General features: G+C 67.2%; 15 protein-coding genes. 13 read left to right on the plus strand and 2 right to left on the minus strand.

Annotated features, from left to right (window positions below; all coding sequences use genetic code 11):
- Positions 1-178 precede the first annotated feature (178 nt).
- Positions 179-1,111 (minus strand): oxygenase MpaB family protein, encoded by a 933-nt coding sequence (locus IG75_RS0133065; RefSeq protein ID WP_030525278.1) that lies wholly within the window; start codon positions 1,109-1,111, stop codon positions 179-181.
- Positions 1,112-1,387: 276 nt separating this feature from the next.
- Between IG75_RS0133065 and IG75_RS0133070 the strand changes: the two genes are divergently transcribed.
- From IG75_RS0133070 to IG75_RS0133120, 11 genes are read left to right on the plus strand one after another with little or no spacing between them, the layout of a single operon-like run.
- Entirely contained in the window at positions 1,388-1,612 is a 225-nt protein-coding gene (locus IG75_RS0133070; RefSeq protein ID WP_030525279.1) for a hypothetical protein, read from the plus strand.
- Positions 1,612-1,821 (plus strand): hypothetical protein, encoded by a 210-nt coding sequence (locus IG75_RS0133075; RefSeq protein WP_030525280.1) that lies wholly within the window; start codon positions 1,612-1,614, stop codon positions 1,819-1,821. Before IG75_RS0133070 ends, IG75_RS0133075 begins: the two co-directional genes overlap by 1 nt.
- On the plus strand, positions 1,815-2,675 hold the full coding sequence (locus IG75_RS0133080) for an MlaE family ABC transporter permease (RefSeq protein ID WP_030525281.1): 861 nt from the start codon (positions 1,815-1,817) through the stop codon (positions 2,673-2,675). Before IG75_RS0133075 ends, IG75_RS0133080 begins: the two co-directional genes overlap by 7 nt.
- A gap of 1 nt (position 2,676) precedes the next feature.
- Positions 2,677-3,540 carry an ABC transporter permease gene (locus IG75_RS0133085; RefSeq protein WP_030525282.1) on the plus strand — a complete coding sequence of 288 codons (864 nt, stop codon included), beginning with the start codon at positions 2,677-2,679 and terminating at the stop codon, positions 3,538-3,540.
- Positions 3,541-3,546: 6 nt separating this feature from the next.
- Positions 3,547-5,046 (plus strand): MlaD family protein, encoded by a 1,500-nt coding sequence (locus tag IG75_RS0133090; RefSeq protein WP_030525283.1) that lies wholly within the window; start codon positions 3,547-3,549, stop codon positions 5,044-5,046.
- Positions 5,046-6,068 carry an MCE family protein gene (locus tag IG75_RS0133095; RefSeq protein WP_030525284.1) on the plus strand — a complete coding sequence of 341 codons (1,023 nt, stop codon included), beginning with the start codon at positions 5,046-5,048 and terminating at the stop codon, positions 6,066-6,068. Before IG75_RS0133090 ends, IG75_RS0133095 begins: the two co-directional genes overlap by 1 nt.
- Positions 6,068-7,081, plus strand: a complete 1,014-nt coding sequence (locus IG75_RS0133100; protein WP_030525285.1) for an MCE family protein — start codon at positions 6,068-6,070, stop codon at positions 7,079-7,081. The genes IG75_RS0133095 and IG75_RS0133100 overlap by 1 nt, the downstream gene beginning before the upstream one ends.
- On the plus strand, positions 7,078-8,178 hold the full coding sequence (locus IG75_RS0133105; RefSeq protein ID WP_030525286.1) for an MCE family protein: 1,101 nt from the start codon (positions 7,078-7,080) through the stop codon (positions 8,176-8,178). Before IG75_RS0133100 ends, IG75_RS0133105 begins: the two co-directional genes overlap by 4 nt.
- Positions 8,175-9,293 carry an MCE family protein gene (locus IG75_RS0133110; protein ID WP_030525287.1) on the plus strand — a complete coding sequence of 373 codons (1,119 nt, stop codon included), beginning with the start codon at positions 8,175-8,177 and terminating at the stop codon, positions 9,291-9,293. The genes IG75_RS0133105 and IG75_RS0133110 overlap by 4 nt, the downstream gene beginning before the upstream one ends.
- Entirely contained in the window at positions 9,290-10,471 is a 1,182-nt protein-coding gene (locus IG75_RS0133115; protein WP_030525288.1) for an MCE family protein, read from the plus strand. Before IG75_RS0133110 ends, IG75_RS0133115 begins: the two co-directional genes overlap by 4 nt.
- Positions 10,472-10,484: 13 nt before the next feature.
- Complete coding sequence (locus tag IG75_RS0133120) at positions 10,485-11,204, plus strand: hypothetical protein (RefSeq protein ID WP_051715440.1); 720 nt, start codon at positions 10,485-10,487, stop codon at positions 11,202-11,204.
- Positions 11,205-11,306: 102 nt separating this feature from the next.
- Here IG75_RS0133120 and IG75_RS0133125 read toward each other — a convergent pair whose 3' ends face one another.
- Entirely contained in the window at positions 11,307-12,605 is a 1,299-nt protein-coding gene (locus tag IG75_RS0133125) for a TetR/AcrR family transcriptional regulator (protein ID WP_081877316.1), read from the minus strand.
- A gap of 362 nt (positions 12,606-12,967) precedes the next feature.
- On the opposite strand from IG75_RS0133125, the gene IG75_RS0133130 reads away from it, so the two are divergent.
- Both IG75_RS0133130 and IG75_RS0133135 read left to right on the plus strand, forming a co-directional pair.
- Positions 12,968-14,143 carry a 3-ketosteroid-9-alpha-monooxygenase, oxygenase component gene (locus IG75_RS0133130; protein ID WP_036515851.1) on the plus strand — a complete coding sequence of 392 codons (1,176 nt, stop codon included), beginning with the start codon at positions 12,968-12,970 and terminating at the stop codon, positions 14,141-14,143.
- 57 nt (positions 14,144-14,200) lie between these two features.
- Positions 14,201-15,382, plus strand: a complete 1,182-nt coding sequence (locus tag IG75_RS0133135; protein WP_174561225.1) for an acyl-CoA dehydrogenase family protein — start codon at positions 14,201-14,203, stop codon at positions 15,380-15,382.
- Positions 15,383-15,401: the final 19 nt, after the last annotated feature.

Here is a 15,401-nt window from a genome sequence, read left to right on the forward strand (position 1 = left end):
GCGAATCGACCCGAGCGACTCGCCTGCATCTCGTGGGCGGGTGGCGGCGGAGAGCCACCGGACACCGCGCCGGGCCCGGCGGCGTCGACGAGCACGCGTCCTGAACGAGGCCGGCGGAGGCGCGGCATGGGCACGGTGACCGTGGCTACGCGGCCACCCGCGGTACGACTCTCCGGGGTCAGATGAGGTTCTTCTGCCCCTTGATGCGGCGCCGCACATCGGCCATCAGGGCGTGGCTGCCGCCGTGCCGCAGGAAGCGGGGGATGAATCGGTTCACGAAACCGACGAAGAGGAAGAGATTTTCGAACCGGCGCTGATCGGCATCGGACCATTCGACCCGCATCTGCCCACGGAACCAGGGGCTCAGGAAACCGATGGTGAGGAACCTGAGCAGGCCGCGGAACGGAATGCGCAGGTACCAGTGGATCATCCGCAGGTTCAGCAGGTCCTCGAGGTAGGAGCGGACGAAATCGTCGAGCACCGCCTGTTCGCACGCGGTGTTCCAGTATTCGTCGAACTCGGCCCGGGTGGCCGGCCACATATCCTCGGTGACCTGCAGCGTTGTGCCCAGGGAGGACGAGGACCGGTAGAACGCCTCGTTCTGTTCGGGGCTCATCCGGCCGGCGAGCAGCTGGTAGGTGTCCTCGAAGCCGATGTAGAGACAGGCCGCCACCCACAGCTGGAGATCGCGATCGAAGGCGTTGTACTTGACCGGGGCACCGGGTTCGGAGCGCACCTGGCGGTGGGCGCCGTTCACCGCTTCCCGGAAGGCCTTCTTCTCCTCTTCGTCACCGAGGATGGCCACGGCCAGGTACTGGGTGGTGGTGCGGGCACGTTTCCACGGCCGCTTCATGAGTGAACCCGATTCCACCTTGCTCTCGGCGACGCCGTAGCCGACCCCGGGCCGGGCCATCTGCATGATGACGTTCGCCGCGGCGCCCGCGAACTGCCAGAAGTCCAGAGCGTCGGTCAGTTTCAGGGGGCGTTTGGTGAACGGGCGATGGGTGGTGCCGATCCGGATGCGCGTCTGCTCGGTGGTCGGCCGCGGCCGATCGGCGGGCCGCGAATCGGGCGCGGCGTCGGTTTGCCAGGAGTGTGCGGCGGCGGTCATGCGTGTCCTTCCACAGGGATCCGGTGTGGTCTAAGTTACTCCAGATTCTACCGACAGTCAGTGGGTATCAATGAACAGTCGCTAACTTATGTCTCAATGGGCGCATTGTGAAACGCACCGAGAACAGGTCTCGAGCGGTGTTCCCGGACCAGGAATCTTCTTCAAAAGCTTCCGTCAACACAGGAATGCTGCGTAACATACCGCTCCGACCCGACCGTCTCAGACGTTCCCCCGCGGGGAGGGTGCGTCAACGGCCGGTCAAGGAAGGAACGCACTATGCTCAAGCGGCTGGATCGACTGTTCAGCTACGAGATGAAGGTGTCCGAGTTTCTCGGGACCCTGATCATCCTCGGCATTCCCTACGGGCTCATCGGGATCGTCTGGACGCTCACGCACACATCGCATCTGCGTGAGATGCACGGTCTGGACGTGATCATCTCGTTCCTCGGTTCCATCGTGTGCTGGCCTGTGCTCACCTTCGCGAACGTGACGATGACCTGATGATGGCGCTGGTATGGCTCATCGACATCCTGGTGATCATCGTCAAGATCCTCGGTGGGCGGATGAAGGTCAACCCGATCCTGCGTTTCGGCCTCTGGCTGGCTCTGCTGTGTGTCCTCGCGGCCGGAATCGCGGCGGTGGGCGCCGGTTTCGTGCTGTTCCAGCAGTACCTGACCGGTGACCTCGAGACAGCCGGTCTGCCATGGTGACGACCGGACCGGAGAAGCCGGCGCACCGTACCGACCTCGAGCAGGCGGTCGACGATCTCAAAGGGCTGTGGCGGCGGCATCCGCAGCGTTCCCTGGAAACCCTGGGTCGGCAGGTGACCCTGGGCCGGGAAGCCGTGGTGGAAACCGTGAAAGCGGTCCTCGCGCGGCGTTTCCCGTTCGAGGAGTTCGCCAAACAGTGCGCGTTCATGGCCAATGTGTCCGCCGCGCCCACCATCTTCGTGGCCATGCCCATCGCGGTGGTGGTCTCGATCCAGATCGGCGCGCTGGTGAACCAGGTCGGCGCCACCACCTTCATCGGCGCCGTGGCCGGCCTGGGCATCATCCGCCAGGGCGCGCCGCTGGTCACCTCGCTCATGATCGCCGGCGCGGTGGGTTCGGCCATCTGCGCCGATCTCGGCTCCCGGACCATCCGGGAGGAGATCGACGCCATGATGGTGATGGGGGTGAACCCCGTTCGCAGACTCGTGGCGCCACGGCTGGTGGCGGCCGTGGTGGTGAGCATGCTGCTGTGCGGGTTCATCGTGTTCGTCGGTTTCGCGACCGCCTATATGTTCAACGTCTACGCGCAATCCGGGACACCGGGCTCGTTCATCGGCTCGTTCGCCTCGTTCGCCGTCGCCAACGATATGGCGGTGGCGCTGGTGAAATCGGCGATCTTCGGGGTGCTGACCGCGATCATCGCCTGCGATATCGGATTGCACGCCAAGGGCGGGCCCGGGGGCGTGGCCGACGCGGTGAACTCGGCGGTCGTCTCCTCGGCGCTCATGCTGTTCGCCACCAACATCATCATTACGCAGGTGTACAACACCGTCTTCCCGACGAAGGTGATCTGAGGTGGGCACTCCGTACACGCCACCGGCGCTCAAACCGGTCCGGATGGTGACCTCCGCGGCGGCGGTGCCCATCGCCGCCAACCGCCGTCTCGGTCACCAGGGCATCACCTTCGTCCAGGCGCTGGTCGCGATCCCGTTCGTGCTGAAGCACTATCGCAAGGAAGTGCTGCGGCTGACCGCCGACGTGGGATGGGGCAACGGTTCGCTCGTCGTGGGTGGCGGGACGGTCGGTGTGGTGATCATCCTGTGCGGTTTCGGCGGGATCACCGTGGGCATGGAGGCCTTCAGCGCGCTGAACCTGCTGACCATGGGCCCGCTCACCGGGGCCATTTCCGGCTTCGCGACCACCCGGGAGTTAGCGCCGATTCTTGCGACTCTCGCGTTCGCGATCCAGGCCGGCTGCCGATTCACCGCGCAACTGGGGTCCATGCGGATCGCCGAGGAGATCGACGCGCTGGAATCCATCGCCATCCGGCCGCTGCCGTATCTGGTGAGCACCCGGATGATCGCGGCCACCGTCACCATCATCCCGCTGTACAGCGTGGGACTGGCGGTCGCGTATCTGGCCACGAAACTGTCGGTGCTGCTGCTGGGCGGCACCTCGGCGGGTACCTACGACCACTACTTCTTCCAGTTCCTCCTGGGCCCGGACCTTTTCTTCTCCCTGCTCAAGGTCGTGGTGTTCGTGCTGCTGGCGACCTATATCCAGTGTTACTACGGATTCTTCGCCACCGGCGGCCCCGAAGGTGTGGGGGTGGCGGCCGGGCAGGCGATCAAGATGGTGATCGTCGTGATGGTGTTCGCGAATCTGTTCCTGACCTTGGCCATCTGGGGTATCGACCCCGGATTCCGGATTTCGGGGTAGCCGGCGATGTTCATCGATCACAGCGGCCGCGGGCCGCGCCCGTGGCATATGACGGTGGCCGGTCTGGCGATGATCACGCTGGTGGCGGTGCTGCTGGGCCTGCTCGGCCTGCGCTACACCGGTCGCTTCGAGGACCGGGTGCCGGTCGACGCGGTGCTCACCAGTACCGGCGACGGGTTGCCCGAGCGTGCGGACGTGAAGTTCCGGGGCATGGTGGTGGGTGCGGTGACCGACGTGGACGTGGTGGCCGCCGGGCAGCGGCAGCAGGTCCGGATCGATCTCGACCCCCGGATCGCGCCGACCATTCCCGATACCGTGACCGCCCGGGTGATCCCGAACAACCTGTTCGGCGTCACCGGAATCGAACTCGTGGACAACGGCGCCGCGCCCGGCCGGCTGGCCGCGGGCGCGGAGATCCCCGAGGACACCAGCGACGGAACGGTGCAGTTGCAGACGACGCTCACCGTGCTGCGGAACGTGCTGGACAATATCCAGCCGGAGAAGCTCGGCCGGGTCCTGGCGACCTTCTCCGAAGCGCTGGACCCCGGCGCCCGGGCGCCCGGATCGACGATCGAGCGGCTGGACAAATGGGTCACCGAGGTCCGGCATATCGAAGGGGTCGGCGATCTGCTCGGTGACCTGGGCCGGGCCACCACCGCACTGAGCCGGTCGGCGCCCGAACTCGTCGGTGTGCTCTCGGAATCGGTGACCACCGCTCGCACCCTCACCGAACGCCGGGAAAACCTGATCACCATGCTCGCCAATGCCAGTGGCGCGGTGGATTCGGTGAACGAGCTGTTCGCCCGCAATCCCGACGCGGCCAAGGATCTGGTACCCGGCCTCGATGGACTCTTCGGGTCGCTGGCGCAGGACCCGGAGGCGATCCCGACCGCGGTGGCCAACCTCAACGAGGCTCTGGGGAAGCTCTCGGGTGCTTTCGGCTGGGGCGCGCAGCGGCAGATGCGCTGGAGCCTGGACGTATCGTTCACCCCGTTCCAGCAGTACACGGCGAAGGATTGCCCGCGCTACGGCGAAATGGCCGGCCCGCGCTGTGGCGGTCCCTCGGTGCCGCAGGTCGCGCCGCCGCAGGAGTATCCGCCGACGCTGCTGCCCGGCTGGGTCGAGGGGGCGGGACCGAAACCACAGCCGCAGATCCCGGGGATACCGGCACCGGCGCAGACTCCGGCCGTGCCACTGCTGCCCGGGCTTCCGGCGCTGCCCGGTCTGCCCGTCATCCCGGGGATCACCACGCCGCTGTTTCCCACCGCCCCGGCGCCCGAGGCGGCACCGGCAGTGCCCGGTCAACCGGCGGTGCCCGATCAACCGGCGGTGCCCGGCCAACCGGCTCCTCCCGCGGTGCCGGCGGGAGCGCCGATCGCGCAGTTGCGCGGTCACGCCGCCGTCGCCGCGCTGCTCGGCAGACAACCCACCGCGGCCGAACTGCTGTTGCTCACGCCGATACTCGCGGGCGGCACGATCGATGTCTACTCCGACGGGGAGGCCTGATGCGCCTGGCGCGGACAATTGCCGGTTTCAGTATCTTCGCCGTGGTCGCGATCGTGCTGACCTTCACCATCTGGTCGACATTGCAGCGGTCGGTGCCCGGCGAAACCGAGACCTATTCGGCCACCTTCACCGATGTGATGGGAGTGCGGGTCGGCGACGATGTGCGCATGGCCGGGGTGCGGGTGGGCCGGGTCGATTCGATCGAATTCGAGGACGACTACAAGGCCCGCCTGGTCCTGCGTATCGAGGCCCGGCAGCGGCTCACCGATACCACGAAAGCACTGGTGCGGTACCAGAACCTGATCGGCCAGCGCTATATCGCGCTGCTGCCGGGCCAGGATCGGGGCACCGAGGTACCGGCCGGTTCACATATCCCCGTCGAGCGCACCGAACCGTCCTTCGATGTGTCGGCGCTGCTGTCCGGGTTCGAACCGCTGTTCAGCGTGCTCCAGCCCGACCAGGTCAATTCGCTGTCGGACACCCTGATCCAAGCTCTCCAGGGTGACGGCGTCTCGTTGAGCGCCCTGATCACCCAGGCGGCGGAACTGGCGGAAACCTTCGGGCAGCGCGACGAGATCCTCGGCGCGGTGATCACCAACCTCAGCAGTGTGATCGCCGGGCTGGCCAATCGTAGCCAGGAGTTGGAGACACTGATCACCCAGACGAGAGGCCTGATGGACGCGCTGTACGCCGAAGGCGAGACGCTGAAGAGTTCGGTGGATCAGGTGGCGTACTCCACCGATTCGCTCACGGCGCTGATCGGCTCGGTCAAACCCGATATCGCCTCCGCCCAGGACCAGGCCACCACCGCGGTGGAACTGCTGCTGTTCAACGGCGCCGCCCTGGATCAGGCCGCGGTCGAACTGCCGAACGTACTGAACGGCCTGGCCCGATTCACCGGCTACGGCGCCTACGGCAACGCCTATATCTGCAATCTGGACGTCTCCCTGTGGGGTGTGCTGCTGCCGCCGGGACTGTTCTCTCAGATCGGTGGCGATTCGCAGACGGAGGTGTGCCGCTGATGGCCCGGTTGCGTCGTCCGTCCTTCGCGAAGAACCGGTTCCTGTGGCAGGGGCTGCTCGCCGCCGCCGCGGTGGCCGCGCTGGTCGTCGGTTCGAGTGTGCTCTCCCAGCTGCGGCTCGGCGACAAGACCGTGACCGCGGAATTCGCGCAGGCGGCCGGGATGCGCGCGGGCGCGACGGTGGACGTCTCCGGGATCGAGGTCGGCGAGGTGCGTTCGGTACGCCTGGCCGGCGACAAGGTCGAGGTCGTGATGAAGATCGGCCGCGATATCCGGGTGGCCACCGACGCGCGTGCCGCGATCAAGATGTCGACCATTCTCGGCCGCATGCACATCGAACTGGTGCCCGGTTCGGCAGAGGAATCGGCGGACGGCCGGATCCCGCTGGCCAACACCTCGGTCCCGTACAACCTGGCCAAGGTCATCCAGGATCCGAAGTACACCTCGTCGTTCGAGCGGATCGAGCGCATCGATCCGGACAAACTGCGGCAGGCGCTGGACGTCTTCTCCCAGCAGATGGGTGATTCCCCGGAGCTCGCGGTGACTGCGCTGGATTCGATCGGCGCGCTGGCGAAGGTGATCAATGCCCGGCGCGACGAGGTGGACACCCTGCTGCAGAGCATGGACCAGGTCTCGCAGCTGGTCGCCGACAACCAGAACAGCGTGCTGATGCTGCTCACTCGCGGTGAGGCGATCGGTAACGCGGTCGCCATGCGCCAGGACCTGCTGCGCCGGTTGCTGGACAATGTCGCCGCGCTGTCGGGGCTGCTGCGCGATATGGGCCTGGAGAACAACGGGCAGCTCGGCCCGCTGATCCAGAACCTGAACACGATGACCCAGGGCCTGGAGAAGAACCGGGACAACCTGGACCGGCTCTACGAGATCCTGCCGGTCTCGCTGCGGCAGTTCAACAATGTGATCGGCAACGGGCCCTACGCCGATGTGTGGGCGCCCTGGTTCCTGCCGGACAACTGGCTGTGCTTCGCACAGGTCGTACAGGGGTGTGGAAAGTGAACCTACGCATACTCGCGCGGGTGCTCGCGGCCGGTATCGCCGGACTGTGCGCGGCGGGCTGCTCGGTCCTGCCCGACAGTATCGCGGGACTGCCGGATCAGTACCTGGGCGAACACGTCCGGATCAGCGCCGATTTCGAGAATGTGGCCGGCCTGTACGCCGGGAACGAGGTGGCGGTGCTCGGGGTGCCGGTGGGCCGGGTCGAGACCGTGACACCGCGCGGCAGCTACGTCGAGGTCACCATGGCCCTGGACAAGAACGTCGACGTACCCGCCGACGCCATGGCCGCGCTCATCTCGCCGCAGCTGATCACCAACCGGCATGTCGAACTCGCCCCCGCCTACAGCGGTACCGGCCCGAAATTGGTGGACGGGGCACATATTCCGCTGGAACGCACTCGGGTCCCGGTGGAACTGGACCGCATCCTGGACAATTTCGACCAGCTCGGCGCCGCGCTCAAAGGTGACAGCGAGGCCGGGCCGCTGGCCAGCCGGGTGCTGTTCCCGCTGCTCGAGGGTAACGGCGACCGGTTGCGCGAAACCCTCGACGACCTGTCGGCCGCCTTCGAGGTGACCTTCGCCAACAAGGACCAGATCGCCAACACCATCATCAAGCTGAACGAGATCACCCAGGTCGTCGCTCAGAACGATCAGACCGTGCGCGATTTCAGTGCCCGGCTCACCGAACTGCTACAGCTGATGGGGGAGCAGTCGCCGGGCCTGCACGCGGTTCTCGTCCAGTTGAACGATTTCGTGAACAACACCTCGACGCTGGTCGGGGAGAACCGCGACCAGCTCGCCGGGGCGCTGCAACGATTCGTCACCATCACCGCGCAGATGCGGGCCAATGCCCGTGGCCTGACCGAACTGGTGGACGTGGGCCCGCTGTTCTTCGAGAACCTCGCCAACGGCGTGAGTCACGAACACCAGGCGTTCCGGGTGCACGCGCTGCTGGACAAGGCACTGCTCGACAACGAGGTGCTGTCCACCTTCTGTGAACGGGTGCAGATGCGTTCCGACGGCTGCCGCACCGGCCGGATCCAGGATTTCGGACCGGATTTCGGAATCACCGCCGCGCTGCTGGGGATGACGCAATGAAGAGGATGCACGCAAGGCTGGCGGTTCTGCTGACGGCGGCGGTACTGGCGGTACCGGGGTGTGGTGTGCTGACGGTGCAGAACGTGCCGATGCCGGAACCGGGTATCGGCGGGCCGGGATACACCCTGCGCGTGCGGTTCGCCGACGCGCTCAACCTGCCCGACCGCGCCCATGTGAAGATCGGCGGCACCGATATCGGGGTGGTCACCGATATCTCCACCACCGATTTCGTCGCCGATGTGGACATGCTCATCCGCGAGGACATCCGATTACCGCGCGGGACCACCGCGGAATTGCGGCAGGGGACTCCGCTCGGCGATATCTTCGTCGCCATGACCCTGCCCCGGGAGGAACCCGGCGCGGTCCTGCTGGGCGAAGGCGATGTGATCGATACCGATCACACCGGCGCCGGCGCCTCGGTGGAAGAACTCATGATGTCGGTATCGCTGCTGCTCAACGGTGGCGGGTTGAACCAGGCGGCGCGGATCACCGCCGAAATGGATTCGATGTTCGCCGGCCGCGCCCCGCAACTGGGCCATCTGATCACCGAGATGACGCAGGTGCTGAACGCACTGAACACCCGGACCGCCGATATCGACAGTGTGCTGCACGGGGTCACTGTGCTCACCGGCGCACTCGCCGCGCGCAAACAGGAACTGGGCCTGGCCGCGGACACCTTCCCCGATCTGCTGGGGCTGGTGGCGGAGAACAACCGGGATATCACCTCGCTGATCCAGAAGATCTCGGTGACCATGTCGGCGCTGGGTGATTTCAGCGATACCACCAGCCCGGAATTCATCAGCCTGTTCGACAGCATCCGGCGGCTCATGGGTGGTTTCACGGCGATGGGCGACAACCTGCGGCAGACCCTGGACGGCCTGCACACGCTGTACCCGTCCCTGGAACAGTCCTTCGAGGGCCCGACCCTGGCCGTCGCGGCGCGGGTCTCCTACCTGAGCGTCGGCGCGCTGACCGATCCGGCGGGCAGCCGGCTGCCGGACGGATCGGATGTGCCGGCCTTCATCGGCAGCCTCACCCAGGTGCTGCAGAAGATCCAGGGCCGGCTGACCGGTCCGCCGCAGCCCGGCCCGGCGCCGCAGGAGGGTCCGCGATGAACATTCCGCTCTGGAACTGGCTGGTCCGGCATCGGGTCGGCGTGGCGAACCTCGGCCTGGTGGTGGTGCTGGTCGTGGGGTGCGGGTATCTGGGCGCCGAGGTGCTGCGGATCAATCTGCTGCCCAACAGCACCTACCGGGTGACGGTGGAACTGACCGGGTCCGGCGGGTTGCTCACGGACAACGATGTCAATTTCCGTGGCTCCCGGGTGGGGCGGGTCGCCGATGTCCGGGTCTCGGAGACCGGGATCGAGGCCGTCGCCGAAATAGATTCCGCGATAGATATTCCGGTGGGCGGCACCGTGGTGGTAGGGCGGCTCTCGGCGGTGGGCGAGCAGTACCTGGACTTCCGGCCCGACGCCGACACCGGCCCCTACCTACGCGACGGTGACCGGGTCGAGGTGGCGCGCACGCGAATTCCGGTGACGACGCATTCGCTGCTGTCGAATATGAGCGCGATGATCAGCGGACTCAATCCCGAGCGGCTCACGGTGATCGTCGACGAACTGGACAAGGCGCTGGCCGGCGGGCCGGACCGGCTGCGCAATATGATCTCCGGCATCAGCCGCGCCATGGCGGGTCTGGAGGGTCTGCTGCCGCAGACCCGGCAGCTCATCGAGAACCTGACCGTGATCGCCGACACCACGCAGTACGCCCAACCCGACCTCGGGACCCTCACCGGTTCCGCCGGGGCGCTGTTCCGGCAACTCACCGCGGCCGACCAGGAAGTGCGCCGACTGCTGGACCTCGCGCCCGGGCAGCTGGCCACCCTGGGCGGTTTCGTCACCGAGACCCAGGACCCGATCACGAACCTGGTCACCAACTTCGTGGCCATCACCCGGGCCGCGAAACTGCGGCAACCGGCGATCGCGGCGCTGTTCCCGGCGCTGCGGGCGGGTACCGCGGCGCTGAATGTGCCGGTGCACGACGGGATCTTCCATACGCTGGTGGATATCTGGCCGCGTCCCACCTGCGAATACAACACGATTCCGCTGGTCCCGACCGAGCGTATGGCCGATACCCGGGTGCCTTTGTACAACTACTGTGTGACCGATGATCCGGCGTTGCAGGTACGTGGTTCGGCCAACGCGCCCCGGCCGAATGTGCCCGACAACACCGCCGGACCACCGCCCGGCGTCAGCGGTGACGAACTGTCCCGCCCGATTCCGGGCCGTTGAGGAGTAGACGAGCATGAGTGAGGACACATCCGTGACAAGCGGGGACGCGGCGGATTCCGCGGCAGCGAACGCGGAAGCCCCGTCGCCCGGCACGGCGGATTCCGCACCTGCCGCGAGCGCCCCGGATCCGGCGCCGGGTGGCGGCGCGGACCGGTTGCGGAAGGTCACCGAGCCGGCCGACGAGGGCACCGATACAGGCACGGGGAAGCCGCGCTCCACCGCCCGGATCACCCGTCCGGTGATCGCTGTTCTCGTCGCGGCCGTGGTCGCGCTGCTGGGCGCGGTCGGGGTGGCCGGCTACCTGTATGTGCAGGAACAGGACAAATCCGAAACCCTGGCCGCGTACGAGGAAGCGCGGCAGGCGGCCTGCCGCTACGCTCCGGTGCTCGCCAACTACGACGCGAAGAATCTGGACCCGTACTTCTCGGCCGTAGCGGCGGGCGCCACCGGCGACTGGAAGAAGGAATTCGAGACGACCACCGCCGAACTGCGGGAGGCGCTCGTCGCGGGTCAGGTGGTCTCCACCGCCGGTGATATCCAGTGCGCGGTGAAACAGGCCGATGCGGATTCGGCCGAGACCGTGGTGGTGATCGGGCAGACCATCACCAGCCTGGGCACCCGGGGGCAGCCCGCGCCGGGGCAGTTGAGCATGGTGATGCGGATGCAGAAGATCGACGGACACTGGCTGGTCGACCAGATGATCACTCCGCTCGCTCCGAGCCCGGCATCGTGATCGGGTACGCGCCCGGGCACGGGTCGCCGGCTCGTGACGGGACGCCCGACCGGGGCAGGCGGGCGAACGGCCGGGGCTAGTTAGTGGGCGAACGGCCGGGGGCTAGTGGGCGGGCCGGCCGTACAATACGGCTCGCATGAGCAGGGCCACCCGTTCCTGTGAGGCGGTCGCGACCGTGCCGAACGCGCGACCCAGGTCGACCACGAGGGCGAAGGCCGCGTGGACGAGGAAACGTGCCTGCGGACCGGAGAGTTCGGGACGCACCTGCCGGACCAGCCGCGCCCATTCCTCCACGCTCAGCCGCTGCACATTGCGCAGGGCGGCGCGTTCCTCGGCGGGGACGTGCTGGAATTCGGTGTAGTAGACGAAGGTGAGTTCCCGTTCGGCGAACGAACCCTCGACGTACTGGTCGATCAGCGAATCCAGCGCCTCCCGCGGTCCGGCCGCCCCGGCCACCGCGGGCCCGATCGCGCTGGATACCCGTTCGGCGGCGCGCCGGAAGGCGGCGGCCAGCAGATCGCTCTTACCGCGGTAGAAGCGGTACACCGCGGACGCCGCGGACAGGCCCGCCGCGGTGGCGATGTCCTCCACGCTCACATTCGGGTATCCGCGGGCGTGGAAGAGTTCCACACCCTTGCGGAGCAGTAGTTCGTGTTTGAACGATTCCGGGATCTCCACCGGGCGGGCGGGTTCGACCTCCCCCGGTTCCGGCAGCGTTACCGCCGCGAGATCCATGGCGGTGGAAACAAGCAGTCCGGCAAGGGCCTTCGTAGGTAGCGCCGCATGGTGATCGGCGATGCTGGTGATCACCGACAGCAGGGCCACCACCAGCACCTGGCGGTCCTGACCGCGTAGCTGCGGACGGTAGGCGGCGAGCCGGGTACCCAGCGCCTCCAGCACCGCGTTCTGCTGGACCTCCCGGATCTCGCGGTCCGCCGGCTCCAGGTAGCGGCCTTCCCAGCGCACCAGCGCCACACTGGCCCGGTTGGCGACCGTGACCGCGCTGAGTGCTTCCAGCACCGTACGCAACCGCTGCTCGGGCGGGGCCGCCGCGGCGTCGGTGTCGAGCCGCACCGATTCGGCCATGGCCTGGCCGACCCGCAGCGACTCCTCCTGGAACAGCGCGTACTTACTGGGGTAGTGGCGGTACAGGGCGGCGGAACTGATACCGAGCCCGCCGGCGATGTCCTCCATGCTCACGCCGTGGTATCCCAGCGAACCGAACGCGTTGGCCGCGGCCGCCGCGATCTGTGCCCGCCGGTTCTTCGGCCGGCGCCGCACGGGGCGAGCCGCCGCGGCACTCTCCTTCTTCCCGGTGGCTGCGTCGCTGCCCGGATCGTCGCGACCGTTCGCGCGCACCGGCGGCGCGGACGACCGGACCCGGCGATTGTCGACGCTCATTCCGTAATCCTATCGTCGGGTAACCAGCGACAATGCCGCGCACCCCGCTCAGGGCCCGTTTCCGGGCGGCCGGTGCCCGGCCCGGCCCGGGTTTCCGGCTCGTCGCCGGGTGGCCGCGGGGGCCGGGGGCACGAGGACTCCCCGAGGGGAGAACACAACCATGGCACAAACCGGGGTCCCCGAGTCCCGGATACGGGGTACCGCGGCGGTCGAAGTGACCGGGGATTCCGGCCGGGCGGGACACGCCGGCGCAATCGCGGCGCCGAAACGTGTCCACTGACCGGGAACGCGGCTGGGTCGACCCGGCGCCCCAGGTCACTATCGGCGCAGTCACACAACTCCGCTGGAACATGGAGGTTCCGATGCCGGATCTTGCACCGAACGGGCGACCCCAGCACGGTACAGACGAATACAGGCAGATCGAGGCGGCCGCGGCCCCGACCCGGTTCGCGCGCGGCTGGCACTGCCTGGGCCTGGCGAAATCGTTTCGGGACGGGCAACCGCACGAGGTCAAGGCATTCGGCACCACGCTGGTGGTGTTCCGGTCCGAGACCGACGACACGCTGCACGTGCTCGACGCGTACTGCCGGCATATGGGCGGCAACCTGGCCCAGGGGACGGTCAAAGGCGATTCCATCGCCTGCCCGTTCCACGACTGGCGCTGGGGCGGTAACGGCAAGTGCACCGGGATCCCGTACGCCCGGCGGGTACCGCCGCTGGCCCGCACCCGGGCCTGGCCGACGCTGGAACGTAACGGTCAGCTGTTCGTCTGGCACGACCCGCAGGGCAGCAAACCCACCGACGCGGTGACGGTCCCGGAGATCGAGGGCTACGGCACCTCGGAGTGGACCGACTGGACCTGGAACTCCCTGCTGGTCGAGGGGTCGAACTGCCGGGAAATCGTGGACAACGTGGTCGATATGGCCCACTTCTTCTACGTCCACTACTCCTTCCCGCGCTACTTCAAGAACGTTTTCGAAGGGCATGTGGCGACCCAGTACATGCGGTCCACCCCCCGTGGGGATATCAACGTCGGTACCAACTACGACGACCCGAATTCCTCGCTGCGCTCGGACGCCTCGTATTTCGGCCCGTCCTACATGATCGACTGGCTGTGGAACGAGGCGCAGGGCATGACGATCGAGACGGTGCTGATCAACTGCCACTACCCGGTCACGTCGAATTCGTTCGTCCTGCAGTACGGCGCGATGGTGAAGAAACCCCAGGGTATGTCGGACTCCGACGCCGAGGCGATGGCGGCGCAGTTCGCGCGCGGTGTCGAGGTGGGTTTCGAACAGGACGTCGAGATCTGGAAGAACAAGGCGCCCATCGACAACCCGCTGCTCTCCGAGGAGGACGGGCCGGTCTACCAGCTGCGCCGCTGGTACCAGCAGTTCTATGTGGATGTCGAGGACATCACCGAGGACATGACCAAACGCTTCGAATTCGAGATCGATACCGAACGCGCCGTCACCAGCTGGGAGGCGGAGGTCGCGGACAACATCGCCCGCGGCGCGGTACTCGACACCACCACCTGACCCGAACATTTCTCCTGCGCGCCGGGTGAACACCCGGCGCGCGTTACCTAGGAACCCATCATGACCAGAGTTCTCGACAATCTCGCGGCGATCGCCGACCAGCTGCGCGACCAGGCCCCGGAGGCCGAACGGCTCGGCCGGCTGCCGGATTCGACCGCGAAACTACTGAAGTCGGCCGGCCCGATCCGGTTGTTGCAGCCGAAGAAGTACGGCGGGTTCGAGGCGCATCCGCGGGAGTTCGCCGAATCGGTGATGTCCGCGGCGGCGCTGGATCCGGCCACCGGCTGGATCTGCGGCATTGTCGGGGTACATCCCTGGCAGCTGGCCTTCGCCGATCCGCGGGTGCAGGAAGAAGTGTGGGGCGCCGACAACGACACCTGGATGGCGTCGCCGTACGCGCCGACCGGTATCGCCCGTCCGGTGGACGGCGGCTATATCTTCAACGGCCGCTGGCAGTTCAGTTCCGGAACCGACCACTGTGACTGGATCTTCCTCGGTGCCATGCTCGGCGACGAGCAGGGTGGGATCGCCGGTCCGCCGACGATGCTGCACATGATTCTGCCGCGGGCCGACTACGAGATCGTCGAGGACTCGTGGAACGTGGTGGGGCTCAAGGGCACCGGCTCCAAGGACATCGTCGTTAAAGACGCGTTCGTGCCGTCGTACCGGGTGATGAACGGGGACCACGTCATCGACGGCACCGCGCAGCGCGAGTACGGCGTCACCGAGACGCTGTACAAGATGCCGTGGTCGACGATGTTCCCGCTGGGTATCAGCGCGGCGGTCATCGGGATCGCGGAGGGCGCGCTGGCCGCGCATCTGGACTACCAGCGCGGCCGGGTGGGTGCGCAGGGGACGGCGGTCAAGGACGATCCGTACGTGCTGTTCGCGATCAGCGAGGCCGCCGCCGATATCAACGCCGCGCGCCAGGAACTGCTGGCCAATGTGGACCGGATCTGGGGCATTGTCGAATCCGGCGGCGAGGTGGATTTCGCGCTCCGCGCGGCCGGACGCCGCACCCAGGTGCGGGCGGCCTGGCGAGCGGTGATGGCCGTGGACCAGATCTTCGCCCGGTCGGGCGGTAACGCGCTGCGCATGGACAAACCGCTGCAGCGGTACTGGCGCGACGCCCACGCCGGCCTCAATCACGCCATCCATGTACCGAGCACCGTCTACCACGCCTCGGCGCTGAGCTCGATGGGTTTCGACCCGGCCGAGCATCTTCGCTCGATGATCTGACCGGCCGGGGACGAGAAGA

Origin of the sequence: Nocardia rhamnosiphila NBRC 108938, assembly GCF_000720425.1 — a bacterium.
Lineage (GTDB): Bacteria > Actinomycetota > Actinomycetes > Mycobacteriales > Mycobacteriaceae > Nocardia > Nocardia rhamnosiphila.

Excerpts from the sequence above, each read along its gene's own strand:
- IG75_RS0133065 (WP_030525278.1), bottom strand. The coding sequence starts at position 1,111 with ATGACCGCCGCCGCACACTCCTGGCAAACCGACGCCGCGCCCGATTCG.
- IG75_RS0133070 (WP_030525279.1), top strand. The coding sequence starts at position 1,388 with ATGCTCAAGCGGCTGGATCGACTGTTCAGCTACGAGATGAAGGTGTCC.
- IG75_RS0133075 (WP_030525280.1), top strand. The coding sequence starts at position 1,612 with ATGATGGCGCTGGTATGGCTCATCGACATCCTGGTGATCATCGTCAAG.
- IG75_RS0133080 (WP_030525281.1), top strand. The coding sequence starts at position 1,815 with ATGGTGACGACCGGACCGGAGAAGCCGGCGCACCGTACCGACCTCGAG.
- IG75_RS0133090 (WP_030525283.1), top strand. The coding sequence starts at position 3,547 with ATGTTCATCGATCACAGCGGCCGCGGGCCGCGCCCGTGGCATATGACG.
- IG75_RS0133095 (WP_030525284.1), top strand. The coding sequence starts at position 5,046 with ATGCGCCTGGCGCGGACAATTGCCGGTTTCAGTATCTTCGCCGTGGTC.
- IG75_RS0133100 (WP_030525285.1), top strand. The coding sequence starts at position 6,068 with ATGGCCCGGTTGCGTCGTCCGTCCTTCGCGAAGAACCGGTTCCTGTGG.
- IG75_RS0133110 (WP_030525287.1), top strand. The coding sequence starts at position 8,175 with ATGAAGAGGATGCACGCAAGGCTGGCGGTTCTGCTGACGGCGGCGGTA.
- IG75_RS0133115 (WP_030525288.1), top strand. The coding sequence starts at position 9,290 with ATGAACATTCCGCTCTGGAACTGGCTGGTCCGGCATCGGGTCGGCGTG.
- IG75_RS0133120 (WP_051715440.1), top strand. The coding sequence starts at position 10,485 with ATGAGTGAGGACACATCCGTGACAAGCGGGGACGCGGCGGATTCCGCG.
- IG75_RS0133125 (WP_081877316.1), bottom strand. The coding sequence starts at position 12,605 with ATGAGCGTCGACAATCGCCGGGTCCGGTCGTCCGCGCCGCCGGTGCGC.
- IG75_RS0133130 (WP_036515851.1), top strand. The coding sequence starts at position 12,968 with ATGCCGGATCTTGCACCGAACGGGCGACCCCAGCACGGTACAGACGAA.